This is a genomic window from Alistipes sp. CHKCI003, from assembly GCF_900021155.1.
Lineage (GTDB): Bacteria > Bacteroidota > Bacteroidia > Bacteroidales > Rikenellaceae > Alistipes > Alistipes excrementavium.
On record NZ_FCNT01000079.1, the window covers coordinates 18,277 to 42,881 of the forward strand.

Genomic DNA, 24,605 nt, shown 5'->3' on the forward strand with positions numbered 1-24,605 from the left:
CGCTGCATAGAGGCAGGAGACTTCCTGTCAGTAACAATGCTTCGGTATCGGCTTGGGACCGTGCGGTGCGGGATCGCTTCGGTTGCGGGTGAGGCGAGTTTCCTAAGATGAGGCGATCGGGCAGGATTAAACTTACGGTTCGATACGAATATACGAAATCTTCCGACGCCGGATCGTGGGTATGATACGAAACTCGGCCGCGAATACGCAAAAAAGCGGAGATGCCCCGATTCGGCATCTCCGCAGGTCCGTTTGGCGGCCGATCCGCAGGCTAATAACCCGTCAACGGATCGCAATCGGTCAAATCGGTGCCATAACGACTGGCGTCTTTGGGATTCTCGATGAGATTCCAGATCGTTTGCAGTCCGACCGTTTCGGCTCCGAGACCGAGCTCCTCGCGCGTGTATTCCCTGACGGGCGCTTCGAAAACGACTCTGTCCTCTTCGACCGAAACCGGCTTGAGCTCCGCATCTGCGAACCAGCCGTTCCGGAGTTTGTCGCGTGTGGCGGTCAGCAGGAGCACCTGAGCGGTCGGATCGTATTTGTAAGTATATGCGTTCGAAAGACTTTTCGTCTCCTGTCCGTCGTAGACCGTGTATTTGCGGATCACGCCGTCGCCGCGCATGTAGAATACGCCGAGGTCTTCGTCGAAGGTGGGGTAGGTTTTCTGATTCTCGATCCCGACGGCCTCCTGAAGATCCGAGAGGGATTTGTCTTTCGAGACGACGGTCTGTCCGTCCTGCATGACGATGGGGTAGGTCGTCTCCTTCCAGTAGTTGCCCGTGAGGATCGGGTTCAGATCGGGAAAGACGACTCCTTCGTCTTTGGAGTCGTCGCAGGCCGCTGCGAGAAACAGTCCCGCGAGAAGCAGTAAGAAGTTCGGTTTTCTCATAAATCGAGGTTTTAAGGTTGTCTGGAGTGCGGATAAAAACGTTATTTTACCGCTTTCGTTTACAAATGTAATAAATTCCCCCCCCCCTCCAAAGTTTTTCGCAAAAAGTTCGACGGCTTTATGCGTTTTTTATTTTCCGTTTGTTCTGCGGCGGTTTCTCGGGCCGCTCTTTGCATCGGAGATTTTGGCGCATGTGGAGAAAAATTGCTATTTTTGCAGAAAATTCGCTGTTTATGGAATCCAAACCGGTCCTTTATAATACGCTCACCCGCCGCAAGGAGGTGTTCGAGCCCATCGATCCGCCCCATGTAGGCATGTACGTCTGCGGTCCCACGGTCTACGGCGACCCCCATTTGGGCCATGCCCGTCCGGCCGTAACGTTCGATCTGCTGTTCCGCTACCTCCGCTCGCTGGGCTACAAGGTGCGTTACGTGCGCAACATCACCGACGTGGGCCATCTGGAGCACGACGCCGACGAGGGCGAGGACAAGATCGCCCGAAAGGCGCGGCTCGAACAGCTCGAACCGATGGAGGTGGCGCACTACTACACGGAGCGCTACCACCGCGCGATGGATGCGCTGAACGTGCTCTCGCCCTCGATCGAACCCCATGCTTCGGGACACATCATCGAGCAGATCGAGTTCGTGAAACGGATTTTGGCCGACGGCTTCGCCTACGAGTCGAACGGCTCGGTCTATTTCGATGTGGAGGCTTACAACCGGAAATACCGCTACGGCATACTCTCGGGCCGCAATCTGGACGACATCGTGGCCAACACGCGCGAATTGGACGGCCAGAACGACAAGCGCCGTTCGTTCGACTTCGCCCTGTGGAAGAAGGCGGCGCCCGGGCACATCATGCACTGGCCCTCGCCGTGGGGCGAGGGATTTCCGGGCTGGCACATGGAGTGTTCGGCCATGAGTACGAAATATCTGGGCGAGCGGTTCGACATCCACGGCGGCGGCATGGACCTCATGTTCCCCCACCACGAGTGCGAGATCGCGCAGTCGACGGCCGCGCTCGGCCACGATTCGGCGAAATACTGGGTGCACAACAACATGATTACGATCAACGGGCAGAAGATGGGCAAGTCGCTGGGCAACTTCATCACCCTCGAAGAGCTTTTCGGCGGGACGCACCGGCTGCTCGCGCAAGCCTATTCGCCCATGACGATCCGTTTCTTCGTGCTGCAGGCCCACTACCGTTCGACGCTCGATTTCTCGAACGAAGCGCTGCAGGCTGCCGAGAAGGGCCTCGACCGTCTGATGAAGGGCATCGAGACCCTTTCGAAACTCCGACCCGCGGCCGTGTCGACGGCCGATCCGGCGGAGCTGGAGCGTCGCTGCGCCGAGGCCATGGCCGACGACCTGAACTCGCCGATGGTGATTTCGGCCCTGTTCGACTGGGTGCGTATCGTCAATCAGGCTGCCGAAGGAGTGCAGACTTTCACGGAGGCCGATCTCGAAAAGCTCCGGTCGCTCTTCGCCCGCTATGCGTTCGACATCCTCGGCCTGCGCGACGAGAAGGCTACCGGAACCGCCTCGGGGCGCGACTACATCACGCCTCTGGTGGAGATGCTGCTCGACGAACGCCTCAAGGCCCGTGCCGCGAAGGATTGGGCCGCCTCGGACCGCATCCGCGACGGACTTGCCGCGGCCGGAATCCGTGTCAAGGACCGCAAGGACGGTTCGGACTGGGAGCTGGAATAGATACCGGCGGCCGGCGATACCATCGGGACCGGGACGTAAGGCGCGGAGTCCGGACCGCCCGGAATCATAGGACGGACGGCGGCCGTCCGGCGGACCTCGGAGAGGACCGGAGGCGTTCGGGAAACCGGAGCGGTCGGTGGGGATGCGTTTCGCGTGCGGAGCATAGTCTTCGAGGAGAGGCGTCGGGGCGCAGTCTCCCGCGGGCGGGCTGTTCGGTGGGACGCCTCGGGTGTTTTCGTCCGAACGTATTTCGCGGAGCAGGCGATCGCGGGGGGGGGCGACGCGCCGGCGGCACGTCGAGAAACGGGGCCTCGGAGAGGGCCGGCGTCGGAGAGTTCGCCCTTGTCCGGCTCATACCGGGACGGGCGTCGCACGGGGCGGATCCGGCAGCGTATCGCAGGAGCGTTCTCTTTCGGACCGTTCCGTGTCCGACCGCAGAAGGCTCTCTTCCGGCCGGGTCGGTACCCGACGGTTTTACAAATAATTAAGATAATGACTCGATAATGAATGCAATAAAAGGAGCGGCTGCGGAACTCGGGACCGAACGCATCCGCAAACTGCTCGTTCAATATGCCGTGCCGGCGATCATCGCGATGACCGCTTCGTCGCTTTACAACATGATCGACAGCATCTTCATCGGGCATGGCGTGGGGCCGATGGCGATTTCGGGACTGGCGCTTACGTTCCCGCTGATGAACCTCGCCGCGGCGTTCGGTTCGCTGGTGGGCGTGGGTGCCGCGACGCTCGTGTCGATGCGTCTGGGGCAGCGCGATTACGAATCCGCGCAGAATATTCTGGGGAATGTGCTGGTACTCAATCTGATCGTCGGCGTCGTATTCGGCGCGGCCGCCCTCGTGTTCCTCGATCCGATCCTCTATTTCTTCGGTGCGAGCGACGCGACGATCGGCTATGCGCGCGATTACATGCAGATCATCCTGCTGGGCAACGTCATCACTCATATGTACCTCGGACTGAATGCCGTGCTGCGGGCTTCGGGCCATCCGCGCAAGTCGATGTACGCCACGATCAACACGGTCGTCATCAATGCCGTGCTCGACCCGATCTTCATCTTCTGGTTCGGCTGGGGGATCGAGGGCGCGGCCGTCGCCACGGTGCTCGCGCAGGTCGTGTCGCTCGTGTGGCAGTTCCGTCTTCTGTCCGACAAGGAGGAGCTGCTCCACTTCCGGCGGGGCATCTACCGCCTGCGCCGGAAGATCGTGGGCAATATCTTCGCCATCGGCATGTCGCCCTTTCTGATGAACCTCGCGGCGTGCTTCATCGTGATTCTCATCAACAAGGGTCTCAAGGAGTATGGCGGCGACCTCAACATCGGCGCCTACGGCATCGTCAACCGTCTGGGCTTCTTTTTCGTGATGGTGGTCATGGGCATCAATCAGGGCATGCAGCCCATCGCCGGATACAATTTCGGCGCCCGGCAGTTCGACCGCGTGAACCGCGTGCTGAAGCTGACGATCATCGGCGCCACGTGCGTTACTACGGCGGGCTTCCTGCTCGGCGAGCTGGCGCCGCGGCTGGCCGTCTCGGCCTTCACGAACGATCCCGAGCTGATCCGCCTTTCGGCGGAGGGGATGCGGATCGTCTTCCTCTGCTTCCCGATCATCGGATTCCAGATGGTTACGACCAACTTCTTCCAGAGCATCGGCATGGCCGGCAAGGCGATCTTCCTGTCGCTCTCGCGGCAGCTGCTCTTCCTCCTGCCCGGGCTGTTGTTCCTGCCCCGCATTTTCGACGAATACACCCGCTGGGACGGCAGTTGGGGCGTGTGGTGCGCCATGCCGCTCTCGGACTTGCTGGCCTCGATCGTCGCTGCCTGCATGCTCGCCTACCAGTTCCGGCGATTCAGGGCGCAGAAAGCGGCTCGGACCCACCGATAATAACGCATGGATATGGATCAGGATCAATTTTTCATCAACATCGGCCGTCAGTTGGGCAGCGGCGGCAAGGCCGTAAGCGAGATCATCGCCCGCCGGCTGGGCGTGAAGCTCTACGACAAACAGCTCATCAACCTCGCGGCCGAGCAGAGCGGCATCTGTCCCGAGGTGTTCGAGAAAGCCGACGAGAAGGAGTCGCGCAGCGTGCTTTCCACGCTGATCGGTTATCTGCGGGCGCCCTTTGCGGGCGACGACGGCGGTTTGACGGACGTGCTGAGCAGCGAAGCGCTCTTCAAGATCCAGAGCGACGTGATCCGCGACGTGGCTGCGCGCGAGTCGTGCGTGTTCGTAGGGCGGTGCGCCGACTACATCCTGCGCGACCGTCCGCGCGTGCTGAACGTCTTCATCGCCTCGGGCCGCGCCGAACGCCGCGACCGGCTCTGCCGCCTGCACGGCATCGCGCCTGCGGCGGCCGAAGAGCTGATGGACCGTACGGACGCGAAACGGGCCTCCTACTACAATTATTTCAGCCACGGGACGTGGGGCATGGCGGCGACCTACCATCTGTGCGTCGATTCCTCGGTGCTGGGGGTCGAAGGCACGGCCGACTTCGTGCTGGAATACGCGGCGCGCAAATTGGGTGTGAAACCCGCGGAAGAGCAATAACGGAAACGACTATGATACTTGCGGAACAAATCAAGGAGCTGACCGAGCGCACCGCGCAGCTCGAACGCTATCTGAACATCGAACAGAAACGCATCGACCTGCGCAACGAGGAGGAGAAGACGCAGGAACCCGATTTTTGGAACGATCCGGACAAGGCGCGCAAGCAGTTGCAGAAGGTGGCGTCGATCAAATCGTGGGTCGAGGAGTACGACGCCGTGCGCAAGGATGTCGAGGATCTCCGGCTCATGCCCGACTTCGTGAAGGAGGGCGTGATGACCGACGCAGAGATGGACGACCACTATGCGCGGACGCTGGAGCGCGTCGGCGCACTCGAAATGCGCAACATGCTGCGCCGCGAGGAGGACAAGCTCGGAGCCGTCATGGACATCAACGCCGGGGCCGGCGGCACCGAGGCGCTCGACTGGGCGCAGATGCTCGTGCGGATGTACACCCGCTGGGGCGAGGCGCACGGCTATAAGGTCAGGGTGCTCGACTGTCAGGCGGGCGAGGAGGTGGGAATCAAATCGTGTACGCTCGAATTCGAGGGCGAATACGCCTACGGTTACCTCAAGAGCGAAAACGGCGTGCACCGCATGGTGCGCCTCTCGCCCTTCAATGCCAACAACAAGCGCCAGACGACGTTCGTGTCGGTCTTCGTGTCGCCTGCGGTGGACGATACGATCGAGATCACGGTCAACCCGTCGGACATCGAGTGGGACACGTTCCGTTCGAGCGGCGCGGGCGGTCAGAACGTCAACAAGGTGGAGACGGCCGTGCGTCTGCGCTACCACGGCAAGGACCCCGATACGGGCGAACCGGTGGAGTTCCTGATCGAGAACATGGAGACCCGCTCGCAGCTGATGAACCGCGAGAACGCCATGCGGCTGCTGAAATGCAAGCTCTACCAGCGCGAGCTGGACAAACGCATGGCGACGCAGCAGGCGCTCGAAGCTTCGAAAAAACGCATCGAGTGGGGCTCGCAGATTCGTTCCTACGTCTTCGACGACCGGCGTGTGAAGGACCACCGCACGGGGGTGCAGACTTCGTGCGTGGAGGCGGTGATGGACGGCGATATAGACGCTTTCATCAAGGCCTACCTGATGGAGTTCGGAGGCGAAGCCTGAGGGACGCTGCCCGCAGAAACGGCCGAACGCTCCGCGGCTGCCGCCGATCGTCTTTTCGAGGATCGGATCGGCGGCCGCAGGTGTTTCGGATCATCGGCGGCGAATCGCCGCGGTGGTGTGGGTGTCCGGTGCGGGGCGTTGTCAGGCCGCGGCAGAGAGCGCATGGATTCGTGCCGAGCCTCCGGTTCGTTGCGAGCGCTCCTTTCGCAGCGGGGCGTGTTCCCGTCTCGGCGTTTCGCGGGGGCGCGTCCGGATTGCGCACGAGGCTGCCCGACGAGCCGAAGGCAGTCTCTTTTGATGCGGGGTTGTGCGTTCGGGAACGTATTCCGATCTGCGATTCTCGGATAGGTCCGGCGGGTCTGCCGGACGATCGTATCCGGGTGCCGGACGAAACCGACGTGCGGCTCCGGCCGGAGCCGCACCTGTTCCGTCGGAACACCCCGATCCTGTTGCGTAGCTCGTCTCCGGTGCGCCGCGTGCGCAGAAAGGCGTGCTGCGGAAATATCGACCGTCGTTTCCGGCGCATATCGCTGCCGTCCGCATCCGCTGGTCGTGTTTGCAGTCCCGGCCCGCTGACGGATCGTGCGTAGGGGCGAAGGGAGGCCGGGACAGTACGGATTGCTGCTCCGCCGCGCGGGTACGAGGTCCGTTCGCCCTGCCGAACGAAATGCTGTGCGGAGACTGCTGCGGATGCGGGACGGGCGATCCGCACTGCGGGGTGGACCCGGTCGGGGCTCGCCGTGCGCACAAGGATCGTTGCCTTTTTATTCGGAGGGGGCTTGCGGCGGGAGAATGAAATGGCTGGATCCGGGAGGAGGGCGGAACATCTGTTCGGCCGCATCGGCCGAATGTGGTGCGGGAAGCGGGTGCCGCATGAATTTTGCGGCGAATGTCCTATCTTTGTCCGCATGAAACGAATCTTGTTTGTCTTGTGTGTGTCATGGAGTGCCGTCGCCGTGTGGGCGCAGCCTTCCGATTCGCTCTGGCGGACGAGGGGGCGATGCACGGGCGCGACGGATGTTTGCGGGGCCGTGCAGGTCGGCATGACCGATACGGCAGCCTATTTTCCCCTTTTGCGCGGACGGCGCGTGGCCGTGCTGGCCAATCATACCGCCGTAGCGGAGCGCTCCTCGATCGGCGCCCCTGCGGCGGCCGGAAGTCGCCTCGAAGCACCGGGGCGCTCGCAGTCGGCCGCTGCGTGCTCCGGTGCCGGCGGTTTCGCCGACCGTGCTTCCGAAATCCGTTGGGGCTGCGGCTCGGGAGTATGCGGCCGCAACGGTTCGGGCCTTGGCAGCCGCTCCGCTTCGGCCGGTCCCGGAGCTTCCGATGGCCAGCTGCACCTCGTGGACCTGCTGCACGCCTGCGGCTTCGACGTGCGCGGGATATTCGCTCCAGAACACGGATTCCGCGGCACGGCCGACGCGGGCGAGGCGGTGCCGGGCGGCACGGATGCGGCGACGGGCATTCCGGTCCTTTCGCTCTACGACGGGCGGACGCTGCGTCCTTCGCCCGAGGCGATGCGTTCGTTCGACGTGCTGGTGGTCGACATGCAGGATGTGGGGCTCAGGTTCTACACCTACTACATCGCCATGCTCCGCATGATGGATGCCTGTGCCGACAGCGGCCGCGAGGTGATCGTGCTCGACCGCCCCAATCCGAACGGGCATCATGTCGACGGCCCCGTCCTCGACATGCGTTACGAATCGGGGGTCGGAGCACTTCCCGTGCCGGTTCTGCACGGACTGACGATGGGCGAAATCGCCCGCATGGCCGTGGGCGAGGGGTGGTGCGGACCCTGCGCGCTGACCGTGGTCAGATGCCGGGGTTATGCCCGCGATATGCCCTATGCGCTTCCGGTCGCCCCTTCGCCCAATCTGCCCACGCAGCGGTCCGTATACCTCTATCCGTCGCTCGGTCTCTTCGAGGGGACGGTGGTGAGCGTGGGACGCGGGACGGAGAAGCCGTTCGAACTGTACGGACATCCCGATCTGAAGGGGTATGCGTTTTCGTTCGTACCTCGTCCGACGGCCGGTGCCGGACATCCGCCTTTCGAGGGCATGCGCTGCTACGGGGAGGACCTGAGCGCAATGCCTGAGGCCGAGGCGCGGACCGTGGGGCTGAATCTCGAATACCTCGTGGAGGTTTACCGGAAGCTCGGGATCGGGGAACGGTTTTTCACCCCGATGTTCGAGAAGCTCGTTGGCGTGGATTGGGTGCGCGAAATGATCGTCGCAGGGGCCTCGGCCGAAGAGATCCGTGCACGCTGGCAGGGCGACGTCGAGCGGTTCCGCCGACTGAGGTCCGGCTATTTGCTCTACGAATGAACATCCGTCCGGCGAGCGTGAAAGACGCGCTTCGTTCGCCGCGAGGGGCCGATCCGGCTCCGGATTCTTCGTCGGTTCTCCGAAACGGCCCTTTTCGATAGGCAGAGTGCCCGAACCGAGTATCGCCCGAAGACGACCGGAGCGAATCCCGCAGGCATTGAAAATCCGAATACCTGTCGACCGTTACCTTTCCCGCAGCGGTTCCATCGGAGAGGCGCGGAGCCGCTGCCGATATTCTCCGCCGGCGGCGGAGGGGGCGTGCCGGGGCGTCTCTCGGGCGGTCGTATCTTTGGGTCGGGGCACTTCTCTCGTCCGCACCGAAAGAGCCGCCGTGCGGAGAGCCTCTGCGGGCGGAGGAACTCCCCGCGGTGGAGGTGCTGCCGGAAGCTGCGGGAAGAGGCGCTGTCTGCGGATGGACCTGACGAAGAGCCCGCGGAGCGGTTGGGGGAGGCCGTATGCCCCCCCTCCTTCTTGCCGGCGCTAAAGGACGGTCTCGATGCGATCCGCCGCAGTGATCGGACGCACGACGCGGCAGGGGTTTCCGAAGGCGATCACGCCTGCCGGTATGTCGTGCGTTACGACGCTCCCCGCGCCGATCACCGACCCGCTGCCGATCCTCACCCCCTGCATCACGACCGTGTTGCCGCCGATCCAGACGTCGTCGCCGATCGTGATCGGCCGCGAGCGCATGATGCCCGCATTGCGCTGCCCGGCGTCGAGGGCGTGCGTTACGGTGTAGAGCCCGACGTTCGGGCCGATGAAGACGTGGTTGCCGATCGTAACGGGTGCCTCGTCGAGGATCGTGAGGTTGTAGTTGCCGACGAAATGGTCGCCGATCGCGATCTGCGTGCCGAAGTCGCAGTGGAACGGGCTGTGGATGATGCAATCCCGGCCCAAGCGGGCGAAGAGCCCGCGGAGGATGGCTTCGCGCTCCGCCGTGCTGGAGGGCGGCAGTTGGTTGAAACGGAACATCAGCTCTTCGGTCCGGCGGAGCGCTTCGCCGATCTGAGGACGGATGGCGTGGCACCATGCGCCCGATTTCATCTTTTCGAGATCGTCCATGCGGTCGTTTTTAGCGGTTGTCTTCTTTACGGTGCGGCAGGGGCCCTGTCGTGTAGGAGCTTGTTCGTCGGGCGGTCTGCTTTCGGGTTCCGGTCGCCGGGCAGCCCTCCGCGACCGTGCGGTGCGGAGAACCGTGGCCTCTGCTGCGCCGTGCCTCCTCCGCCGGTCGGAGCCGGGCGGCTCGGTCGCGCGTTCCGCTCGAAAAGGTCGTGAAGGGTGTGTTTCGGGTGCGGGACGATCGCGAGGCGCGGTCTGTCTTTAGCGTGCGATTCCGAAAATACGCATTCCGTCGGCAGCAGCGGCCTTTCTGCGACTTCGATGCCTTTGCGGCATCTCTTCCCCGCCCCGCATGATGTCCGGCGGTATTTCAAGTCTTCCCTGCGGAGCCTGTGCAGCATCTTTTCCGAGCCTTGCATAGTGTCTTTTCACTCTTCCTTTTGGGGCGCTCTCCCGGTGTCTTTCCCGCACCTCTCCCATAGCCCCCCCCCTTCGTTCAGTGCGCCGGCGTTCGGTCGGCGTACCGATCCGGGCGGGGCGTCGAGCCGTGCATGCCGCTGTTCGGGTCGTCGGCGAAGTGATCGTAAACGGCTGCCGAGATGGCGGCGATGACGGCGGCGTTCGCCGCGTCGTCCTCCTCCGAGTCCGTTACGAAGACGGCGATGCAGTAGCTTCGTCCGTCGGGCAGGAGCACATAGCCCGCATCGTTGTCGGCGATCCGGATGCCATCGGCCGTCCGGTCGGAGGAGCCGGTCTTGTGCCCGATGACCGTGCGTGCCGGAAGACCCGCTTTGAGTTTGTCGGCTCCGGTTTCGGTCGAAACGAGCAGACTGCGCAGGAAGGCTTCGTGGGCGGCGCTGAGCACGCCGCCCCGCAGAAAGCGGTCGAAGAGGGCGCAGACGGCCGAGGGGCGCGCTGCGTTGAGGCGTTGGTTCCCGACGGTCAGGTGCATGCGGCGCTCGTCGGTCAGGATGCGCATGCCGTCGATGCCGAGCGAGCGGACATAGTCGTCGACGGCCGCCGGGCCGCCGGCGAAGTCGATCAGCAGGTCGCAGGCGATGTTGTCGCTCGCGGAGACGGCGTAGCGGAGCAGCGCTCCGAGCGCGACCGTGCCGCCGCCGGCGGGGAGCGAGTCCCGCATGGGGCTGTACGTGTTGCGGTCGAGCCGTTCGAAACCGACCGTTACGGGATGCGTCAGCGGAAGCGTGTCGCGTTCCATACGGTCGAGTGCGGCCAGCGCCACGGGAAACTTGAAGACGCTCAACATCGGCAGCAGGGTGTCGTTGCGGCTGAGCAGCAGACCCGCGGGTGTGGTTACGGCAACGCCGATCCGGGCGTCGCAGCGTTCCGCGATCCGGTCGATGCGGCGCTCCAGCCGTCCGATGTCGGTGGTGCAGCCGACCGGGAGCAGGAGGCAGAAGAGAAGTATCCGGGTGAGTGTTCGCATGGTCGGGGTACGTCGTGTCGATCTGTTTTTTTGTTTTGCCGCTGGCGGCTCCGCGCAGGGCTGTTTGCCGGTCTGTCCGCTTGCCGGTCGGCTTCGAGCCTGTCGGTCTGTTTTCCAGTTCGCTTCATCTGTCTGTCCGCATGCCCGGGTATCTGTCTGTCCGACTGCCCGGTCGGCTTCGAGCCTGTCTGCCGGTGAGTCTTCCGGATCGTCCGCCCAGTCCGTAGCCGGACGGCTTTCATGCGTTCGGAGGGGTGTCGCTCCCCCCCCCTGTCTATTTCGGTCGCCGGAGATGTCCGCCGCCGTCTGCGGGATCGCGCTGCGGCAGATGCTTCGCGTGCGGTTCCGGTTGCCGACGGACGTCGCCCGCCTCGCGTTCGGGTGCGGTGCGACCCGTCAGAGGGCGGCAGGCTGCCGCCGGCAGGGCGCCGCTTCGGTTCTGCGGCAGCCCGATCCGGGCCGGAAGCGGCACTTGGGCCGCCTGTGCGCCGGGGCGGATCGTCGTCCATGAAAAAAAGCACACTCCCGATCGGTCGGAGTGCGCTTTTTACGGATTTGCGATGCTTCGAACTACTCCGCTACGATCGCTTCGCTGGGGCAAACGCCTGCGCACGTACCGCAGTCGATGCACTTGTCGGGGTCGATAACGTAGATGTCGCCGGCCGAAATAGCCTCGACAGGGCACTCGCCGATGCAGGTGCCGCAAGCCACGCAGGTGTCCGTGATTTTGTAAGCCATGTCTGTAAGATTTTTGTGTTAGTGTGTTGTGTGTTTTGCGCGGCAAATATACGAAAATTATTTGATGATGTCAAATCCGGTATAAGGAATTAACACCTCCGGAATGCGGATGCCGTCGGGCGTCTGGTTGTTCTCCAGCAGGGCGGCCACGATGCGCGGCAGGGCCAGCGAGGAGCCGTTGAGCGTGTGGGCCAGCCGGATCTTCTTCTGCTCGTCGCGGTAGCGGAGTTTCAGGCGGTTGGCTTGGAACGATTCGAAGTTCGAGACGGACGAGACTTCGAGCCATCGCTGCTGCGCTTCGGAGTAGACCTCGAAATCGTAGGTGAGGGCCGAGGTGAACGACATGTCGCCGCCGCAAAGCCTGAGGATGCGGTAGGGCAGCCCCAGCGAACGGACGATCGATTCGACGTGGGCCACCATGCCGTCGAGCGCTTCGTAGGAGACTTCCGGAAGGCTGAGCTGCACGATCTCCACCTTGTCGAACTGGTGCAGGCGGTTCAGACCGCGCACGTCCTTGCCGTAGGAGCCGGCCTCGCGGCGGAAGCAGGGAGTGTAGGCGGTCATCCGCACGGGGAAGTCCCCGCGGTCGAGAATCACGTCGCGGTAGATGTTCGTAACGGGCACCTCGGCCGTCGGCACGAGGTAGAAGTTGTCGGCCGCGGCGTGGTACATCTGCCCCTCCTTGTCGGGCAGCTGGCCCGTGCCGAAGCCCGAAGCCTCGTTGATCATCACCGGAGGCTCCACTTCGAGGTAGCCGGCCTTCGTGTTGCAGTCGAGGAAATAGTTGATCAGCGCACGCTGCAAACGGGCGCCCTTGCCTTTGTAGACGGGGAATCCGGCGCCGGTGAGTTTCACGCCGAGGTCGAAGTCGATGATGTCGTATTTGCGTGCCAGCTCCCAGTGGGGCAGCGGGTTCTCGGGCAGCGGCGTGTAGCTTTCGACGAGCTTCACGACGAGGTTGTCCGCCGCGGTCTTCCCTTCGGGCACGATGTCCGCGGGAAAGTTGGGCAGCGCGACGATCTCCGATTGCAACTCCTCGGCGGCCTCTTTCTGTTCGGCGGCCAGCTTGGCCGAAAGCGCTTTCAAATCCGCGACGAAGCGCTTGCGCTCCTCGGCCTCGTCGCGGCGGCCCTGTCCCATGAGCATGCCGATCTCTTTGGCGGCCTTGTTCTGGGCGGCCAGATTGTTGTCCAACTCGGTCTGGAGGGCTTTGCGGCGGTCGTCCAGCTCTTCGATGCGGGCGATCGCGGGGGCGGCGTCCACGCCCTTCTTGGCCAGCTTGCGGATCGCAGCCTCCCTGTCGTCCCTGAGTTGCTTCAAAGTTAACATTTCGTTCCGGTTTTTTACGATTCTTTCGGAGGGCAAAAATACGAAACTATTTCCGAATCGAGCGCTTTTTCACGATAATTTCCGTACTTTTGCCGCAATTCGGAAACGCTCGCTCGCATGAAAACCGTCGAACTGCTCGCCCCTGCGAAAGACTATGCCTCGGCCGTGGCCGCCGTGGAGGCCGGCGCCGACGCCGTCTACATCGGCGGCGCGCGCTTCGGCGCGCGGCAGGCCGCGGGCAACGCGACGGAGGAGGTCGCCCGCGTCGTGGCGTATGCCCGCCGCTTCGGCGTGCGGGTGCATGCGACGCTCAACACGCTGCTCTACGACGACGAGCTCGCCGATGCCGAACGGCAGGCCCGCGAGCTCGTCGCCGCAGGCGTGGATGCGCTCATCGTGCAGGACATGGCGCTGCGGCGTATGGGACTGCCCGTGGAGCTGCACGCCTCGACGCAGGTGCATACGACGACTCCCGAGATGGCCGTGTTTCTCGAACGGTGCGGCTTCGCGCGCGTGATTCTCGAACGGGCCATGTCGCTCGACGAGATCCGGGCCGTCTGCGCGGCGACGAACGCCGAGGTCGAGTGTTTCGTCCACGGCGCCGTCTGCGTGGGATACAGCGGCCGCTGCTTTCTCTCGCGGTCGATGGGCCCCCGCAGCGGCAACCGCGGTGCATGCAGCCAGCCCTGCCGCCTCGCATGGGACCTGACCGACGGCCGCGGCCGCACCTATGTCGCGGGCCGGCATCTGCTTTCGGTGCGCGACCTCGACCTCTCGGAGCGGATCGGCGATCTGCTGGATGCGGGCGTTGCGTCGTTCAAGATCGAGGGACGGCTCAAAGACATCAACTACATCCGGAACGTGGTGGCCTACTACCGCCGTGCCGTGGACGCCGCGATGGCGGTCCGCGCGGGCTTCGTCCGCGCTTCGGCGGGGACGAGCGTGCCGGATTTCGAGCCCGATCCCGCCAAGAGTTTCACGCGCGGCGAGTCGGAATACTTTTTCGCGGGGCGCCGTCCGGGCGTCGCGTCGTTCGACACACCCAAGTCGGTCGGGGAGTACGTGGGCCGCGTGGTCGCGGCCGACCGGCGGAGCTTCGCGCTCGACAGGCCGCATGCGCTCGCTGCGGGCGACGGCATCTGCTTCGGCGGACGCGGCACGCGGATCAACGGCGTCGAAGGCGTGCGCGTGGTGCCCGACCGCATGGAGGGGATCGTGGTCGGGACGGAGATCTACCGCAACCACGACCGGCGCTTCAACCTCGCGGTCGAGCGCAGCCGGATGCGGCGCACGATCGCCGTGCGGGCCGACTATGCGGTCGGATCGGATCGGATCGCCGTGCGTTTTACGGACAGCGACGGCGTCGAGGTCGAAGCGGAAGCCGCAGGGCCGTTCGACGCGGCGAAGGATCCGGCGAAGATGGCGGCGACGCTGCGCACGCAGCTGGCGAAGAGCGGCGACACCGTTTTCGACGTGCGCGAAGTCGCCGGCGGGGGCGGGGACTTTTTCGTGCCGGCGTCGGTATTGGCGGCGCTGCGGCGCGAAGGGCTGGAGAGGCTGCTGGCGGCGCGTCTGGCGCGTCCGGTTCCGCACCGGATTCTGCCCGAGGATCGTTCGGCGCCCTATCCGGCGGACCGGCTGACGGCGCAGGACAACGTAACCAACCGGATGGCCGAGGCCTTCTACCGCGACCACGGCGTGCGCCGGATCGAGCGGGGGCTCGACCTCGCGCCTTCGACCGCGGGCCGCTGCGTGATGCGCTCGGCCTACTGCCTGCGCCGCGAGATCGGCGAATGTCTGCGCGAACGGCCCCGTCTTGCGGAGCCGCTCTACCTCGAACGGGGCACGCACCGCTACCGGCTCTCGTTCGACTGCGCGCGGTGCGAGATGACGCTGACCGACGAGAGCGGCAGCCGTTGAGTTCCGGTCTGCGGTCCGGTGTCCGGTCCGGATGCCGCGGCCTGTGCGGGGCGGCTTCGGCGATTCGTCCGGACGCCCGCCGGCCCGAAGCTCCCCTCCCGCGGCGGAACGGGCGGGGCTGCACGGAGCCGGAGCCCGGGAGGAGCGGCGGTCCGCGCGGATTGCCGGAGCGGAATGCGAGGATGGTCCCTATGTGCGTTTCCGGTCGGTCGGGTGTTCGTCCCCGGCGGAACGGGGCGCGGGGTCGTGCCGGAGGCCGTTCCGGGCCTTGGGCGGCGGTTTCGACCGCCGATCTCGGAAGAGCCCCGGCATTCCGGCGGTGCCGCGGGCCGATCCGGAGCGGGGCGGGGAGCGGGACCGCGCACGGACGCCGGGATCGTTTCGGTGCATCTGAAGCGGAAGATTTTCAAAACGATAGGATCAAGGAAAGCCATGCAGGAACAACTTACACCCCGTTTTGCCGATTACGAACTCATCGACACGGGCGATTTCGAGAAGCTCGAACGCTTCGGGCCTTATGTAACGCGCCGTCCGGAGCCGCAGGCGATCTGGCGGCGGAGCCTGTCCGAGGAGGAGTGGCGGCGCATGGCCGACGCTTCGTTTCTGCGCGACGCCCGCAGCGAGGAGCGCGGGCAGTGGAGCCTGCGGCCCCGGATGCCGGAGCGCTGGACGGTAGGCTACGACTGCGGCGGCACGATGCTTCGGATGCGTCTCGGTCTCACCTCGTTCAAGCACGTCGGTCTTTTCCCCGAGCAGGCTGCGAACTGGGACTTCATCCGCGACAGTTGTGCGGCGCTGCGGGCCGACGGCCTCGCGCCGCGCGTGCTGAACCTCTTCGCTTATACGGGCGGCGCGACGCTTGCGGCGCGTGCCGCGGGGGCCGAGGCGACGCATGTCGATTCGGTGAAGCAGGTCGTTGCGTGGGCGCGCGAGAACATGGAGGCGAGCGGTCTGGAGGGAGTGCGCTGGATCGTGGAGGATGCGCTGCGTTTCGTGCGGCGCGAGGTGCGGCGCGGCAGCCGATACCGCGGAATCATCCTCGATCCGCCCGCCTACGGACGCGGCGCCAACGGCGAGCGGTGGATTCTGGAGGAGAATATCTGCGAAATGCTGGAGTGTTGCGCCCGTCTGTTGGAACCTGCGGGTGCGTTTCTCGTGCTCAATCTCTATTCGATGGGACTTTCGTCGACGCTGGCCCGCACGGCCGTGCGTCAGGCGTTCGGCGTTCCGCGCGGGGAGCAGTACGGCGAACTCTGTTTCGCCGACCGGGCCGGGAAGGTGCTGCCGCTGGGGACCTACTACCGGATGACGCGGTAGCGGCGCCGCCCGGGTGCGGGCTTCCGTGTTGCGGCCGGGGCCGGGACACGCACCCATCGGCGAATCGCAGACTATTTTTCGTTTTGTACCTTTCGCTGCCCGAAGGCACCCAAAACCATTCGCAAGGCGAAAAGCAGCGAGGCCGTTCGCTCGCCGAGCCAAAACGGGCGACTGCGCGGGTTTGCAGGCGAACCGTCCCCGTTTTTGACGCTCGTCTTCGCTCCGTCCCTCTTCCGCACTTTTCGCATTGCGAAACTTTTTGTATCCGCTGTGCGGACGTGTTTATGAACTTCGCGTCCTGTCTTGCCCCCTCCTCCGGACGCCTTTTCCGACATTCGGCCGCCTTTTGCGCACCTTTTGCCCCGCCAAAAGGTAAAAAAGATATTTCCAAGTACCCTCGATGGCAGAAGGTGTGAAAAAATCTTATTTTGCGAATGATCGACATTGCTGAAGCATTGTCGGCAGTTCGCCGCCGGCGACGTGTCCGCAACGAACCCGACAGGGGGCGGCGACGGACTGCGAAGAGCTGCGGCCGCGGTCGCCTATGCCAGCGTCGGCAGATAGTAGATGCCGATGCCGGCCAGCGCCGAGAGCACGATCAGCAGGATCGGATTCACCTTGCGCCACGAGGCGATCAGCACCCCCGCGAAGAGCATCCAGCTCCAGCCGTCGATGAAGTTGGCGTCGCCCGGGCTGTCGCTGTGGGGGAACATGAGCAGCAGCGCTGCCGAGGCGATCATGCCGATCACGGCGGGCCGCATGCCGAGCATGGCTCCCGCGACGATGCGGTTGCCCTTGAGTTTTAGGAAGAACCGCGCTACGAGGATCATCAGCGTGAGCGACGGCATGCAGACGGCCAGTGTGGCGATCGCCGAGCCGAGGAGGCCGCACCAGAGGTGTCCGGTCTGCATGCCGACGTGGTAACCCACGTAGGTGGCCGAGTTGATGGCGATGGGCCCGGGCGTGATCTGCGAGACGGCGACTATGTCGGCGAACTCGGCATTGGTCATCCATGCGTGCTGCACGACCACTTCGTTCTGGATGAGCGAGAGCATGGCGTAGCCGCCGCCGAATCCGAAGAATCCGATCTTCAGGTAGCTGATGAAAAGTTGCCAGAGTATCATGACGTCTGCTGTCGGTCGGGTTGAGGAATTCCTATGTCCGTGATTCGCAGCGCTCCGTTCCGCACTGCGGCCTCGATGGGGACGACGACGCACGTGCCGCGGTACGGGTCGAGATAGGCTGCCGCATACCAATCGCCTGCAATGTATGTAACGGAGATCGTACCGATGGCGTCCGCATCGAAGTCTTGGGCTCGGATGATCGGGTCGTACAGTCGTTCGGATTCGATTTCCGCCGCTTTCTGCACGGCCTCGCAGGTCAGGTACTCGTCGAGCAGTCGTTGGATCGCTTTGAAATTCGTGCCGGAGGCCAGCAGCGTGCAGTAATCGGAGTAGAAAGTTTGCAGCAATTCCTGCGTTCGCTTTGTCGCGGGCGTCGTCGTCGCTGCTGCGGCAGGGACGGCATCCGCCGCAGCCCCTGCGGCAAAAGAACGGCCGTCCGCCTCCGTTGCGGTCAGAAGACAGCAGAACGCTCCGATGAATAATCCGATTTTCATGGCATTATGCGCGGTGTTTCATTTTCCGATTCGGCTCCGGTTCCGGCCGGTCGTCAGCAGCTCCCATGCGATGCCGGCGGCAGCCGCGCCGCAGAGGAGGTAGACGGGCGACCAGCCCAGACCCCATACGGCGAAGGCCGAGGCGGCGATCACGAGGAACATCGACCGGTGCATCCCCTGCGAGAGAGAGATCACCGGGCCTATGATGAGCGCCACGACCGCCGGCCGCATCCCCTTGAATGCGGCGTCCACCACCGGGTTGTGGCGAATGCCCGCGAAGAAGACGGCGATCGCGAGGATGATGGCGAACGAGGGTAGCACCGTGCCGAGCAGGGCCGCCGCCGCGCCCCGCAGTCCGTGGAGTTTGTAGCCCACGAAAACCGACGTGTTGACGGCGATCGGCCCCGGCACCGACTGCGCGAGCGTCAGCAGGTCGAGAAACTCCTCCCGGCGGATCCATCCCGTGCGGTCGATCACCTCGCGCTGGATGAGCGGAATCATGGCATAGCCGCCCCCGAAGGTGAAAAGTCCGATCTTGAAGAAGGACCAGAAGAGCTGCGGAAGAGATTGCCGGTCAGTAGTCATGGCGTTCCGTATGATTAACGACCGACACCATCACTGTGGCGGCCACCGCAGCCGTCTCGGTCCGGAGCCGCTGGGGGCCGAGCGTGATCTCCGCGAAGCCGCAGCGCAGCGCGAGTGCGGTCTCCTCGGGCGAAAAATCGCCCTCGGGGCCGATGAGTATCTGCACGTCTTCGCCCGCCCGGAGCACGGATGGCAGGTAGCCTTTGCCGGCCGGCGTGAGCGCTGCGCCGCAGTGGGCGATCAGCCGGCGTCCGGCGAAAGGCTCCGCGACGAACGTTTCGAAAGGCGTGAGGGGATGCAGGCGGGGCCGGTAGGCCTTGAGCGACTGTTTCATCGCCGCCGTGATGACTTTTTCCGCACGTTCGGGTTTGAAGGTCCGGCGCTCGCTGCGGGCCGTTTCGAGCGGCACGATCTCCGCGACGCCCACCTCGGTGGCCTTTTCGAGGAACCATTCGAAACGTTCGGCGTTCTTGGTCGGCGCCACGGCCATCGTGAGCCGGCAGGGCAGTTTTTCGAACTCCCTTTCCGCGCTCTCGGCCACGACTTTGCAGCATTTCGGGTCGGCCCGGACGATGCGGCAGCAAAATAAATCGCCCCGGCCGTCGGTTATATGGATGCAGTCGCCTTCGCCGAGCCGCAGGACGCGGATGCAGTGTTTCGACTCCTCCTCGCTCAGGCAGTGCTCCGGAGGCGAAAAATCGGGTGCATAAAAAAGTTGCATGCCGTCAGGGATATTAGCGATCTTTGATTAACTTTGCGCAAAGGTAAACAAAAATCAGACGAATCGATGAGAACTGTCGCACGATTGTGCCTTGTATTGTATACGATGATGACCTTCACAGCCTGCGGTTCCGCGAAAAAAGCGGAGGAGAATCCCCTTTTGGCGGAGTGGACCGCGCCTTTCGGAGTGCCGCCCTTCGACAAGATCCGCACCGAACACTACCTGCCCGCATTCGAGCGGGCCATGTCGCTCCACGATGCCGAAATCGACGCCATCGTGTCGAACAACGACGAACCGACGTTCGAAAACACGATGCTCGCCTACGACGCCTCGGGCAAGCTGCTCGCGCGATTGAGCCTCGTGTTCGGCATGGTGTCGGCCGCCGAGACGAACGACGGACTGCAAGCCGTGCAGGAACAGCTGATGCCGAAGCTGGCCGCCCATGAAGACCGGATCCGGATGAACGACCGGCTTTTCGGCCGCATCCGGACGCTCTACGACACGCGCCGCACGCTCGGTCTGGATGCCGAGCAGATGCGTCTGCTGGAGAAGACCTACGACGAGTTCGTCCGTTCGGGCGCACTGCTCGACGCGGAGCGGAAGGCGCGTCTGGGGCGGATCAACGAGGAGCTGTCGCTCTTGCAGGTCCGCTTCGGCCGCAACGTGCTGGCCGAGACCAATGCGTTCGTGCTGCCCGTGGGCGGCGGTCAGCTCGGCGGCCTCTCCAACGATGTGCGCGACGCGGCCCGCAAGAAAGCCTTGGAGCTGGGACTGAAGGACAAATACGCGATCACGCTCGACGGCCCAAGCCGCATTCCTTTTCTGACCTACTCTCCCGAACGCGAATTGCGCGAGCAGCTCTATAAAGCCTATGTTTCGCGCGGCGACCACGACGATGCGCACGACAACAAGCAGATCGTCAACGATCTCATCCGCCTGCGGCTCGAAAAGGCCGGCCTGCTCGGCTACGACTCCTATGCCGATTACGTGCTGTCCGAGCAGATGGCCCGCACGCCCGAGGCGGCCGGCGAACTGCTCGAAGGGGTCTGGGAGCCGGCGCTCGCACGGGCCCGGGAGGAGCTCGCGCAGATGGATTCGCTGTTGCAGACCGATCGGAAGGGGGCCGTTTTCGAAGCGTGGGACTGGTGGTATTACGCCGAGAAGCTGCGCAAGCGGAAATATGCGTTCGACGAAGAGATGCTGCGCCCCTATTTCTCGATCGAGAACGTGCAGACGGGTATCTTTTTCCTCGCCAACCGGCTCTACGGCATCACGTTCCGTCCCGTGGTCGTTCCGGTCTACCACCCCGATGCGATGGCCTACGAGGCGCTCGATGCCGACGGAACACATCTGGGGGTGCTCTATTTCGACTTCTTCCCGCGCGAAGGCAAGAGCGGCGGCGCATGGTGCGGCAACTTTACGGAGCAATACTACGAAGAGGGCGAACGGGTGGCACCCGTGGTGGGGATCGTGTGCAACTTCACGCCGCCCGTCAACTCCTCGCCGGCGCTGCTGAACCTCGACGAGACGGCCACGCTTTTCCACGAGTTCGGACATGCGCTCCACTTCCTGTTCCACGACGTGAAATACCGCGGTCTGACGGATGTGGAGGGCGACTTCGTCGAACTGCCGTCGCAGATCATGGAGAACTGGGCCTTCGAACCGGAGATGCTCCGGCACTATGCGACGCACTACCGCACGGGCGAAATCATTCCGGACCACCTCGTGCAGAAGCTCCGCCGCAGCGCCGGTTTCAATCAGGGCTTCGCCCTTACGGAGCTGGTGGCGGCCGCGCGGACCGACCTCGATCTGCACCGGATGAGCCGGTACGAGCCTTTCGAGGTGGACGCTTATGAAAAGCAGCTGACCGACGGCTACGGGCTGATCCCGCAAATCGCCCCCCGCTATCGTTTCCCCTACTTCAGCCATATTTTCGACGGCGGCTATTCTGCGGGCTACTACTTCTACATTTGGGCCGAAGTCCTCGACAAGGATGCTTTCGAGGCTTTCCGCGAGAGCGGCGATCTGTTCGACCGCCGGATCGCCCATGCCTTCCGGACCGAAATCCTCGAAAAAGGCGGTTCGGCGGACGGCATGACCCTCTACCGCGCTTTCCGCGGCAAGAACCCCGACAAGCGGGCCATGCTCCGTGCGCGCGGACTGTCGGACGAATCCGGAGCGACGGCCGGAGCGGCCCGCGAAGCGACTGGGTCGGCGGCCGGATCCTCGGCTGGAACGGCGGCCGCCGGAGGCCGGCTGCCGTCCGACGGCCCCGAAACGGTGCCTATGAAGGGAGTGCTGTCCTCGGACGGCTCCGAAACGGCGTCCGCCGGGCGGGAATCGCCGTCCGACGGGGCCGGCGCGCGCGAATAGCTCCGTCGCTCGCGGCCGATCTGCCCGACCCGAACGAGACGAATCGAAGAAACCTATTTTTAATCCTATGAAAAAACTCTTTGCCATCATGTCATTCACCGCTTTGGCTGCCTGCGGCGGCGACCGGATGCCCGTGCCGCAGCTGCCTGAAATCGACACGTCGAATCCGCTGCTCGCGGCGTGGGACACGCCCTTCGAGACGCCTCCGTTCTCCCGAATCGCGGTATCGGATTATATGCCCGCTTTCGAAACGGCCATCGCCTGTTCGCGTGCCGAGGTCGAAGCCATCGTGAAGAATCCCGCGAAACCGACCTTCCGCAACACCATCGTGCCGCTGGAGCGTCAGGGTGCGCTGCTCGATCGCGTGTCGGGCGTCTTCTTCAACCTGCTCGAAGCCGACGCTTCGGACGAGATGCAGCGGATCGCGCTCGACATACAGCCGGCGCTGACCGAACTGGAGAACGACATCATGCTCGACTCGGCGCTCTTCGAGCGCGTGAAGTATGTCTACGAACACCCGGGCCGCGGGCTTTCGAAGGAGGATGAACGTCTGTTGGAAAATACGTACAAAAGTTTTGCACGCAACGGCGCGGCCCTCTCGTCCGAAGACAAGGAGCGTTACCGCGAGTACACCTCCGAGGAGGCTTCCCTCACGCTGATATTCGGCCAGAACGCGCTGGCGGCGACCAATGCCTTCACGCTCAATATCACGGATCCCGCAACAGTCGCCGAACTGCCCGGGTTCCTCCGCGAATCGCTCGCGGCCGAGGCGCGGGCCCGCGGGCAGAAGGGATGGACCGTAACTTTGCAGGCTCCGAGCTATGCGCCCTTCATGACCTATTCGTCGAACCGCGCGCTCAAGGAGAAGCTCTGGAGGGCCTACAATTCGCGGGCTCTGGGCGGCGAGTACGACAATACGCAGATCGCCAAGCGAATCGCCGAACTGCGTTTGCGGATCGCCAACCTGCTCGGATACGAGACCTATGCCGACTACGTGCTCGAAGACCGCATGGCCGAGAACGTGCCGACGGTCGAGGCGTTCCTCGGCGAGCTGCTCGACGAAACGAAAGAGTATGCCGTGAAGGATTACGAGACGGTGAGCGCTTACGCCGCAACGCTCGGTTTCGCGGGCAGACTGATGCCGTGGGACTGGAACTATTACAGCGAAAAATATAAGAACGAGCGCTATGCGCTCAACGACGAGGTGGTGAAACCCTACTTCCGGATGGACAGCGTGCGCAACGGCATCTTCCTGCTGGCGAACAAGCTCTATGGGATACGGTTCGCTCCGGCGGAGAATATCGACGTCTATCATCCCGACGTAACGGCTTACGACGTAACCGATGCCGACGGCAGGCATCTGGCCGTGCTCTACCTCGATTTCTTTCCCCGTGCATCGAAGCGTGCGGGTGCGTGGATGACCGAATTCCGCGGAGCGAAGCGCACGGACGGCGTGGAGACCCGCCCGCTGGTATCGCTCGTGATGAACTTCACCAAGCCTACCGAGACCAAGCCGGCGCTGCTTACGTTCGATGAGGTAACGACCTTTCTGCACGAGTTCGGACATTCGCTGCACGGCATGTTCGGGCAGGGCGAGTACGAGTCGCTGAACGGCACGAACGTCTACCGCGACTTCGTCGAACTGCCGTCGCAGATCATGGAAAACTGGGCTACGGAGAAGGAGTTCCTCGATCTGTGGGCCGTGCACTACGAGACGGGCGAGCCGATCCCTGCGGAGATCGTCGACCGCATCGTCGCGGCGCAGCACTATCTGGCCGCCTATGCGAACGTGCGGCAGCTTTCGTTCGGGCTCAACGACATGGCATGGCACACCCTCAGGGAGCCTTTTACGGGCGATGTCGAGGCGTTCGAGACGGCGGCGATGGCTCCTGCGCAGATTCTCCCCGTGGTGGAGGGAACGGCCATGACGCCCGCCTACACCCATGTTTTCGCAGGCGGCTATGCGGCGGGTTACTACGGGTACAAATGGGCGGAAGTGCTCGAAGCGGACGCTTATTCGCTCTTCAAGGAGAAGGGGATCTTCGATCGGGAGGTAGCCCGGTCGTTCCGCGACCGCATCCTCTCGCAGGGCAACCACGAGCATCCCATGAAGCTCTATGTCGATTTTCGCGGACACAAGCCCGAAACACACGCCTTGATCGAAAAAATGGGGCTGGGGAAATAAACGATTCCGGAAGTCCGGTGCCGCGGCGTATCGTCGTCGATTGCGCGGAAGAGCCGGATTCCGGTTTCCGCTCCGGCCGGACTGTCGGGGCGGGGCCGTTCGCGGATGAGGCCCGTTCGCAGCGGGGATCTGTTTCGGATGGGGCCGGAGAATGACGGAAGGCGAGCCATTGCAGCAACATGCAATGGCTCGCTCGTTATCTGATGGCGGATTCGGGGTCGCCGCCGTGTGTGCGGTGTGCTTGGTTTCTTATCCGTCGTTCCGTGGGTTGGTCTGTGTGTCTTTCGCCCCTCCCCGACCGCAGAACGAATGCCTGTCGCCACCGCGGCGAAGAAGCGTTCCGCGGATGCGCAGCGATGGTGCGGTGGCCGCCGGGCGCGGTTTTCGGACAATCGGCGGCCGGGTGTGCGAAGCGCGGTCGGGGGGGCGAGCCCGTGTCCGTGTCGGCTTGCGGAGTTGTTCGGGCGGCAGCGTGGGGCGGCGGCCGCATGGGTTCCGGACCTGCTCGCGGCGGTTGCGCGGAGCCGCTCTTCGGGGTGCGGTTTTTTCGGTGCGCTGCGGGGCGCAGCCCCTTCGCCGTGCAGGGCGTTCGTTACGTTCATTGCCGGTCCGGCCGATGCCGCCGGATGACTGCTTGCAACGAATCTCCGCGAAGTGCGTCCGGCCGACATGATGCACCGTTTGTTTTCGGACAGTCCGCTGAGGC

At 63.8% G+C, this 24,605-nt stretch carries 18 protein-coding genes; 9 read left to right on the top strand and 9 right to left on the bottom strand.

What is annotated here, in order from left to right; translation table 11 throughout:
- Window positions 1-271: 271 nt before the first annotated feature.
- Window positions 272-892 carry a hypothetical protein gene (locus tag BN3659_RS10180; RefSeq protein WP_091536711.1) on the bottom strand — a complete coding sequence of 207 codons (621 nt, stop codon included), beginning with the start codon at window positions 890-892 and terminating at the stop codon, window positions 272-274.
- Window positions 893-1,125: 233 nt separating this feature from the next.
- On the opposite strand from BN3659_RS10180, the gene cysS reads away from it, so the two are divergent.
- The 5 genes from cysS (at window position 1,126) to BN3659_RS10205 (ending at window position 8,607) form a co-directional block, all read left to right on the top strand.
- On the top strand, window positions 1,126-2,601 hold the full coding sequence (gene cysS / locus BN3659_RS10185) for a cysteine--tRNA ligase (RefSeq protein ID WP_091536712.1): 1,476 nt from the start codon (window positions 1,126-1,128) through the stop codon (window positions 2,599-2,601).
- 503 nt (window positions 2,602-3,104) lie between these two features.
- On the top strand, window positions 3,105-4,496 hold the full coding sequence (locus tag BN3659_RS10190; protein WP_091536714.1) for an MATE family efflux transporter: 1,392 nt from the start codon (window positions 3,105-3,107) through the stop codon (window positions 4,494-4,496).
- Window positions 4,497-4,508: 12 nt separating this feature from the next.
- A complete protein-coding gene (locus BN3659_RS10195; protein WP_091536716.1) occupies window positions 4,509-5,159 on the top strand; it encodes a cytidylate kinase-like family protein in 651 nt (216 codons plus the stop codon).
- Between the two features lie 11 nt (window positions 5,160-5,170).
- A complete protein-coding gene (prfB, locus tag BN3659_RS10200; protein ID WP_091536717.1) occupies window positions 5,171-6,283 on the top strand; it encodes a peptide chain release factor 2 in 1,113 nt (370 codons plus the stop codon).
- A gap of 908 nt (window positions 6,284-7,191) precedes the next feature.
- Window positions 7,192-8,607, top strand: coding sequence for an exo-beta-N-acetylmuramidase NamZ family protein (locus tag BN3659_RS10205; protein WP_091536719.1), 1,416 nt, complete (start codon window positions 7,192-7,194; stop codon window positions 8,605-8,607).
- Window positions 8,608-9,087: 480 nt separating this feature from the next.
- Here BN3659_RS10205 and BN3659_RS10210 read toward each other — a convergent pair whose 3' ends face one another.
- The 4 genes from BN3659_RS10210 to serS form a co-directional block, all read right to left on the bottom strand.
- Complete coding sequence (locus tag BN3659_RS10210; protein ID WP_091536720.1) at window positions 9,088-9,669, bottom strand: sugar O-acetyltransferase; 582 nt, start codon at window positions 9,667-9,669, stop codon at window positions 9,088-9,090.
- Window positions 9,670-10,162: 493 nt separating this feature from the next.
- The gene (gene bla / locus BN3659_RS10220) at window positions 10,163-11,113 is read right to left on the bottom strand and encodes a class A beta-lactamase (RefSeq protein WP_091536724.1); all 951 of its coding nucleotides are present in this window, start codon (window positions 11,111-11,113) and stop codon (window positions 10,163-10,165) included.
- A gap of 570 nt (window positions 11,114-11,683) precedes the next feature.
- On the bottom strand, window positions 11,684-11,851 hold the full coding sequence (locus tag BN3659_RS10230) for a DUF362 domain-containing protein (RefSeq protein WP_091536726.1): 168 nt from the start codon (window positions 11,849-11,851) through the stop codon (window positions 11,684-11,686).
- A gap of 57 nt (window positions 11,852-11,908) precedes the next feature.
- Complete coding sequence (gene serS, locus BN3659_RS10235) at window positions 11,909-13,180, bottom strand: serine--tRNA ligase (protein ID WP_091536785.1); 1,272 nt, start codon at window positions 13,178-13,180, stop codon at window positions 11,909-11,911.
- Between the two features lie 117 nt (window positions 13,181-13,297).
- On the opposite strand from serS, the gene BN3659_RS10240 reads away from it, so the two are divergent.
- Both BN3659_RS10240 and BN3659_RS10250 read left to right on the top strand, forming a co-directional pair.
- Window positions 13,298-15,100 (top strand): peptidase U32 family protein, encoded by a 1,803-nt coding sequence (locus tag BN3659_RS10240; RefSeq protein WP_091536728.1) that lies wholly within the window; start codon window positions 13,298-13,300, stop codon window positions 15,098-15,100.
- A 432-nt stretch (window positions 15,101-15,532) separates the two neighbouring features.
- The gene (locus tag BN3659_RS10250) at window positions 15,533-16,417 is read left to right on the top strand and encodes a class I SAM-dependent methyltransferase (RefSeq protein WP_091536732.1); all 885 of its coding nucleotides are present in this window, start codon (window positions 15,533-15,535) and stop codon (window positions 16,415-16,417) included.
- Between the two features lie 542 nt (window positions 16,418-16,959).
- Here the strand turns inward: BN3659_RS10250 and BN3659_RS10260 are convergent.
- From BN3659_RS10260 to BN3659_RS10275, 4 genes are read right to left on the bottom strand one after another with little or no spacing between them, the layout of a single operon-like run.
- On the bottom strand, window positions 16,960-17,541 hold the full coding sequence (locus tag BN3659_RS10260; protein ID WP_091536735.1) for a chromate transporter: 582 nt from the start codon (window positions 17,539-17,541) through the stop codon (window positions 16,960-16,962).
- Window positions 17,538-18,035, bottom strand: coding sequence for a hypothetical protein (locus tag BN3659_RS10265; RefSeq protein WP_091536736.1), 498 nt, complete (start codon window positions 18,033-18,035; stop codon window positions 17,538-17,540). Before BN3659_RS10265 ends, BN3659_RS10260 begins: the two co-directional genes overlap by 4 nt.
- Window positions 18,036-18,053: 18 nt before the next feature.
- Complete coding sequence (locus tag BN3659_RS10270; protein ID WP_091536738.1) at window positions 18,054-18,620, bottom strand: chromate transporter; 567 nt, start codon at window positions 18,618-18,620, stop codon at window positions 18,054-18,056.
- Window positions 18,610-19,341 carry a 16S rRNA (uracil(1498)-N(3))-methyltransferase gene (locus BN3659_RS10275; protein WP_091536739.1) on the bottom strand — a complete coding sequence of 244 codons (732 nt, stop codon included), beginning with the start codon at window positions 19,339-19,341 and terminating at the stop codon, window positions 18,610-18,612. The genes BN3659_RS10270 and BN3659_RS10275 overlap by 11 nt, the downstream gene beginning before the upstream one ends.
- Window positions 19,342-19,407: 66 nt before the next feature.
- Between BN3659_RS10275 and BN3659_RS10280 the strand changes: the two genes are divergently transcribed.
- Window positions 19,408-21,714, top strand: a complete 2,307-nt coding sequence (locus tag BN3659_RS10280) for a M3 family metallopeptidase (protein WP_091536741.1) — start codon at window positions 19,408-19,410, stop codon at window positions 21,712-21,714.
- An 88-nt stretch (window positions 21,715-21,802) separates the two neighbouring features.
- On the top strand, window positions 21,803-23,899 hold the full coding sequence (locus tag BN3659_RS10285) for a M3 family metallopeptidase (RefSeq protein WP_410488794.1): 2,097 nt from the start codon (window positions 21,803-21,805) through the stop codon (window positions 23,897-23,899).
- The last annotated feature ends 706 nt before the right edge of the window (window positions 23,900-24,605 follow it).

What these genes read in the sequence shown, in the direction of transcription:
- BN3659_RS10275 (WP_091536739.1), bottom strand. Translation starts at nt 19,341, where the DNA reads ATGCAACTTTTTTATGCACCCGATTTTTCGCCTCCGGAGCACTGCCTG.
- BN3659_RS10250 (WP_091536732.1), top strand. Translation starts at nt 15,533, where the DNA reads ATGCAGGAACAACTTACACCCCGTTTTGCCGATTACGAACTCATCGAC.
- prfB (WP_091536717.1), top strand. Translation starts at nt 5,171, where the DNA reads ATGATACTTGCGGAACAAATCAAGGAGCTGACCGAGCGCACCGCGCAG.
- BN3659_RS10285 (WP_410488794.1), top strand. Translation starts at nt 21,803, where the DNA reads ATGTCATTCACCGCTTTGGCTGCCTGCGGCGGCGACCGGATGCCCGTG.
- BN3659_RS10195 (WP_091536716.1), top strand. Translation starts at nt 4,509, where the DNA reads ATGGATCAGGATCAATTTTTCATCAACATCGGCCGTCAGTTGGGCAGC.
- BN3659_RS10265 (WP_091536736.1), bottom strand. Translation starts at nt 18,035, where the DNA reads ATGAAAATCGGATTATTCATCGGAGCGTTCTGCTGTCTTCTGACCGCA.
- BN3659_RS10230 (WP_091536726.1), bottom strand. Translation starts at nt 11,851, where the DNA reads ATGGCTTACAAAATCACGGACACCTGCGTGGCTTGCGGCACCTGCATC.
- cysS (WP_091536712.1), top strand. Translation starts at nt 1,126, where the DNA reads ATGGAATCCAAACCGGTCCTTTATAATACGCTCACCCGCCGCAAGGAG.
- BN3659_RS10240 (WP_091536728.1), top strand. Translation starts at nt 13,298, where the DNA reads ATGAAAACCGTCGAACTGCTCGCCCCTGCGAAAGACTATGCCTCGGCC.
- serS (WP_091536785.1), bottom strand. Translation starts at nt 13,180, where the DNA reads ATGTTAACTTTGAAGCAACTCAGGGACGACAGGGAGGCTGCGATCCGC.
- bla (WP_091536724.1), bottom strand. Translation starts at nt 11,113, where the DNA reads ATGCGAACACTCACCCGGATACTTCTCTTCTGCCTCCTGCTCCCGGTC.
- BN3659_RS10280 (WP_091536741.1), top strand. Translation starts at nt 19,408, where the DNA reads ATGAGAACTGTCGCACGATTGTGCCTTGTATTGTATACGATGATGACC.
- BN3659_RS10180 (WP_091536711.1), bottom strand. Translation starts at nt 892, where the DNA reads ATGAGAAAACCGAACTTCTTACTGCTTCTCGCGGGACTGTTTCTCGCA.
- BN3659_RS10205 (WP_091536719.1), top strand. Translation starts at nt 7,192, where the DNA reads ATGAAACGAATCTTGTTTGTCTTGTGTGTGTCATGGAGTGCCGTCGCC.
- BN3659_RS10260 (WP_091536735.1), bottom strand. Translation starts at nt 17,541, where the DNA reads ATGATACTCTGGCAACTTTTCATCAGCTACCTGAAGATCGGATTCTTC.
- BN3659_RS10270 (WP_091536738.1), bottom strand. Translation starts at nt 18,620, where the DNA reads ATGACTACTGACCGGCAATCTCTTCCGCAGCTCTTCTGGTCCTTCTTC.
- BN3659_RS10210 (WP_091536720.1), bottom strand. Translation starts at nt 9,669, where the DNA reads ATGGACGATCTCGAAAAGATGAAATCGGGCGCATGGTGCCACGCCATC.
- BN3659_RS10190 (WP_091536714.1), top strand. Translation starts at nt 3,105, where the DNA reads ATGAATGCAATAAAAGGAGCGGCTGCGGAACTCGGGACCGAACGCATC.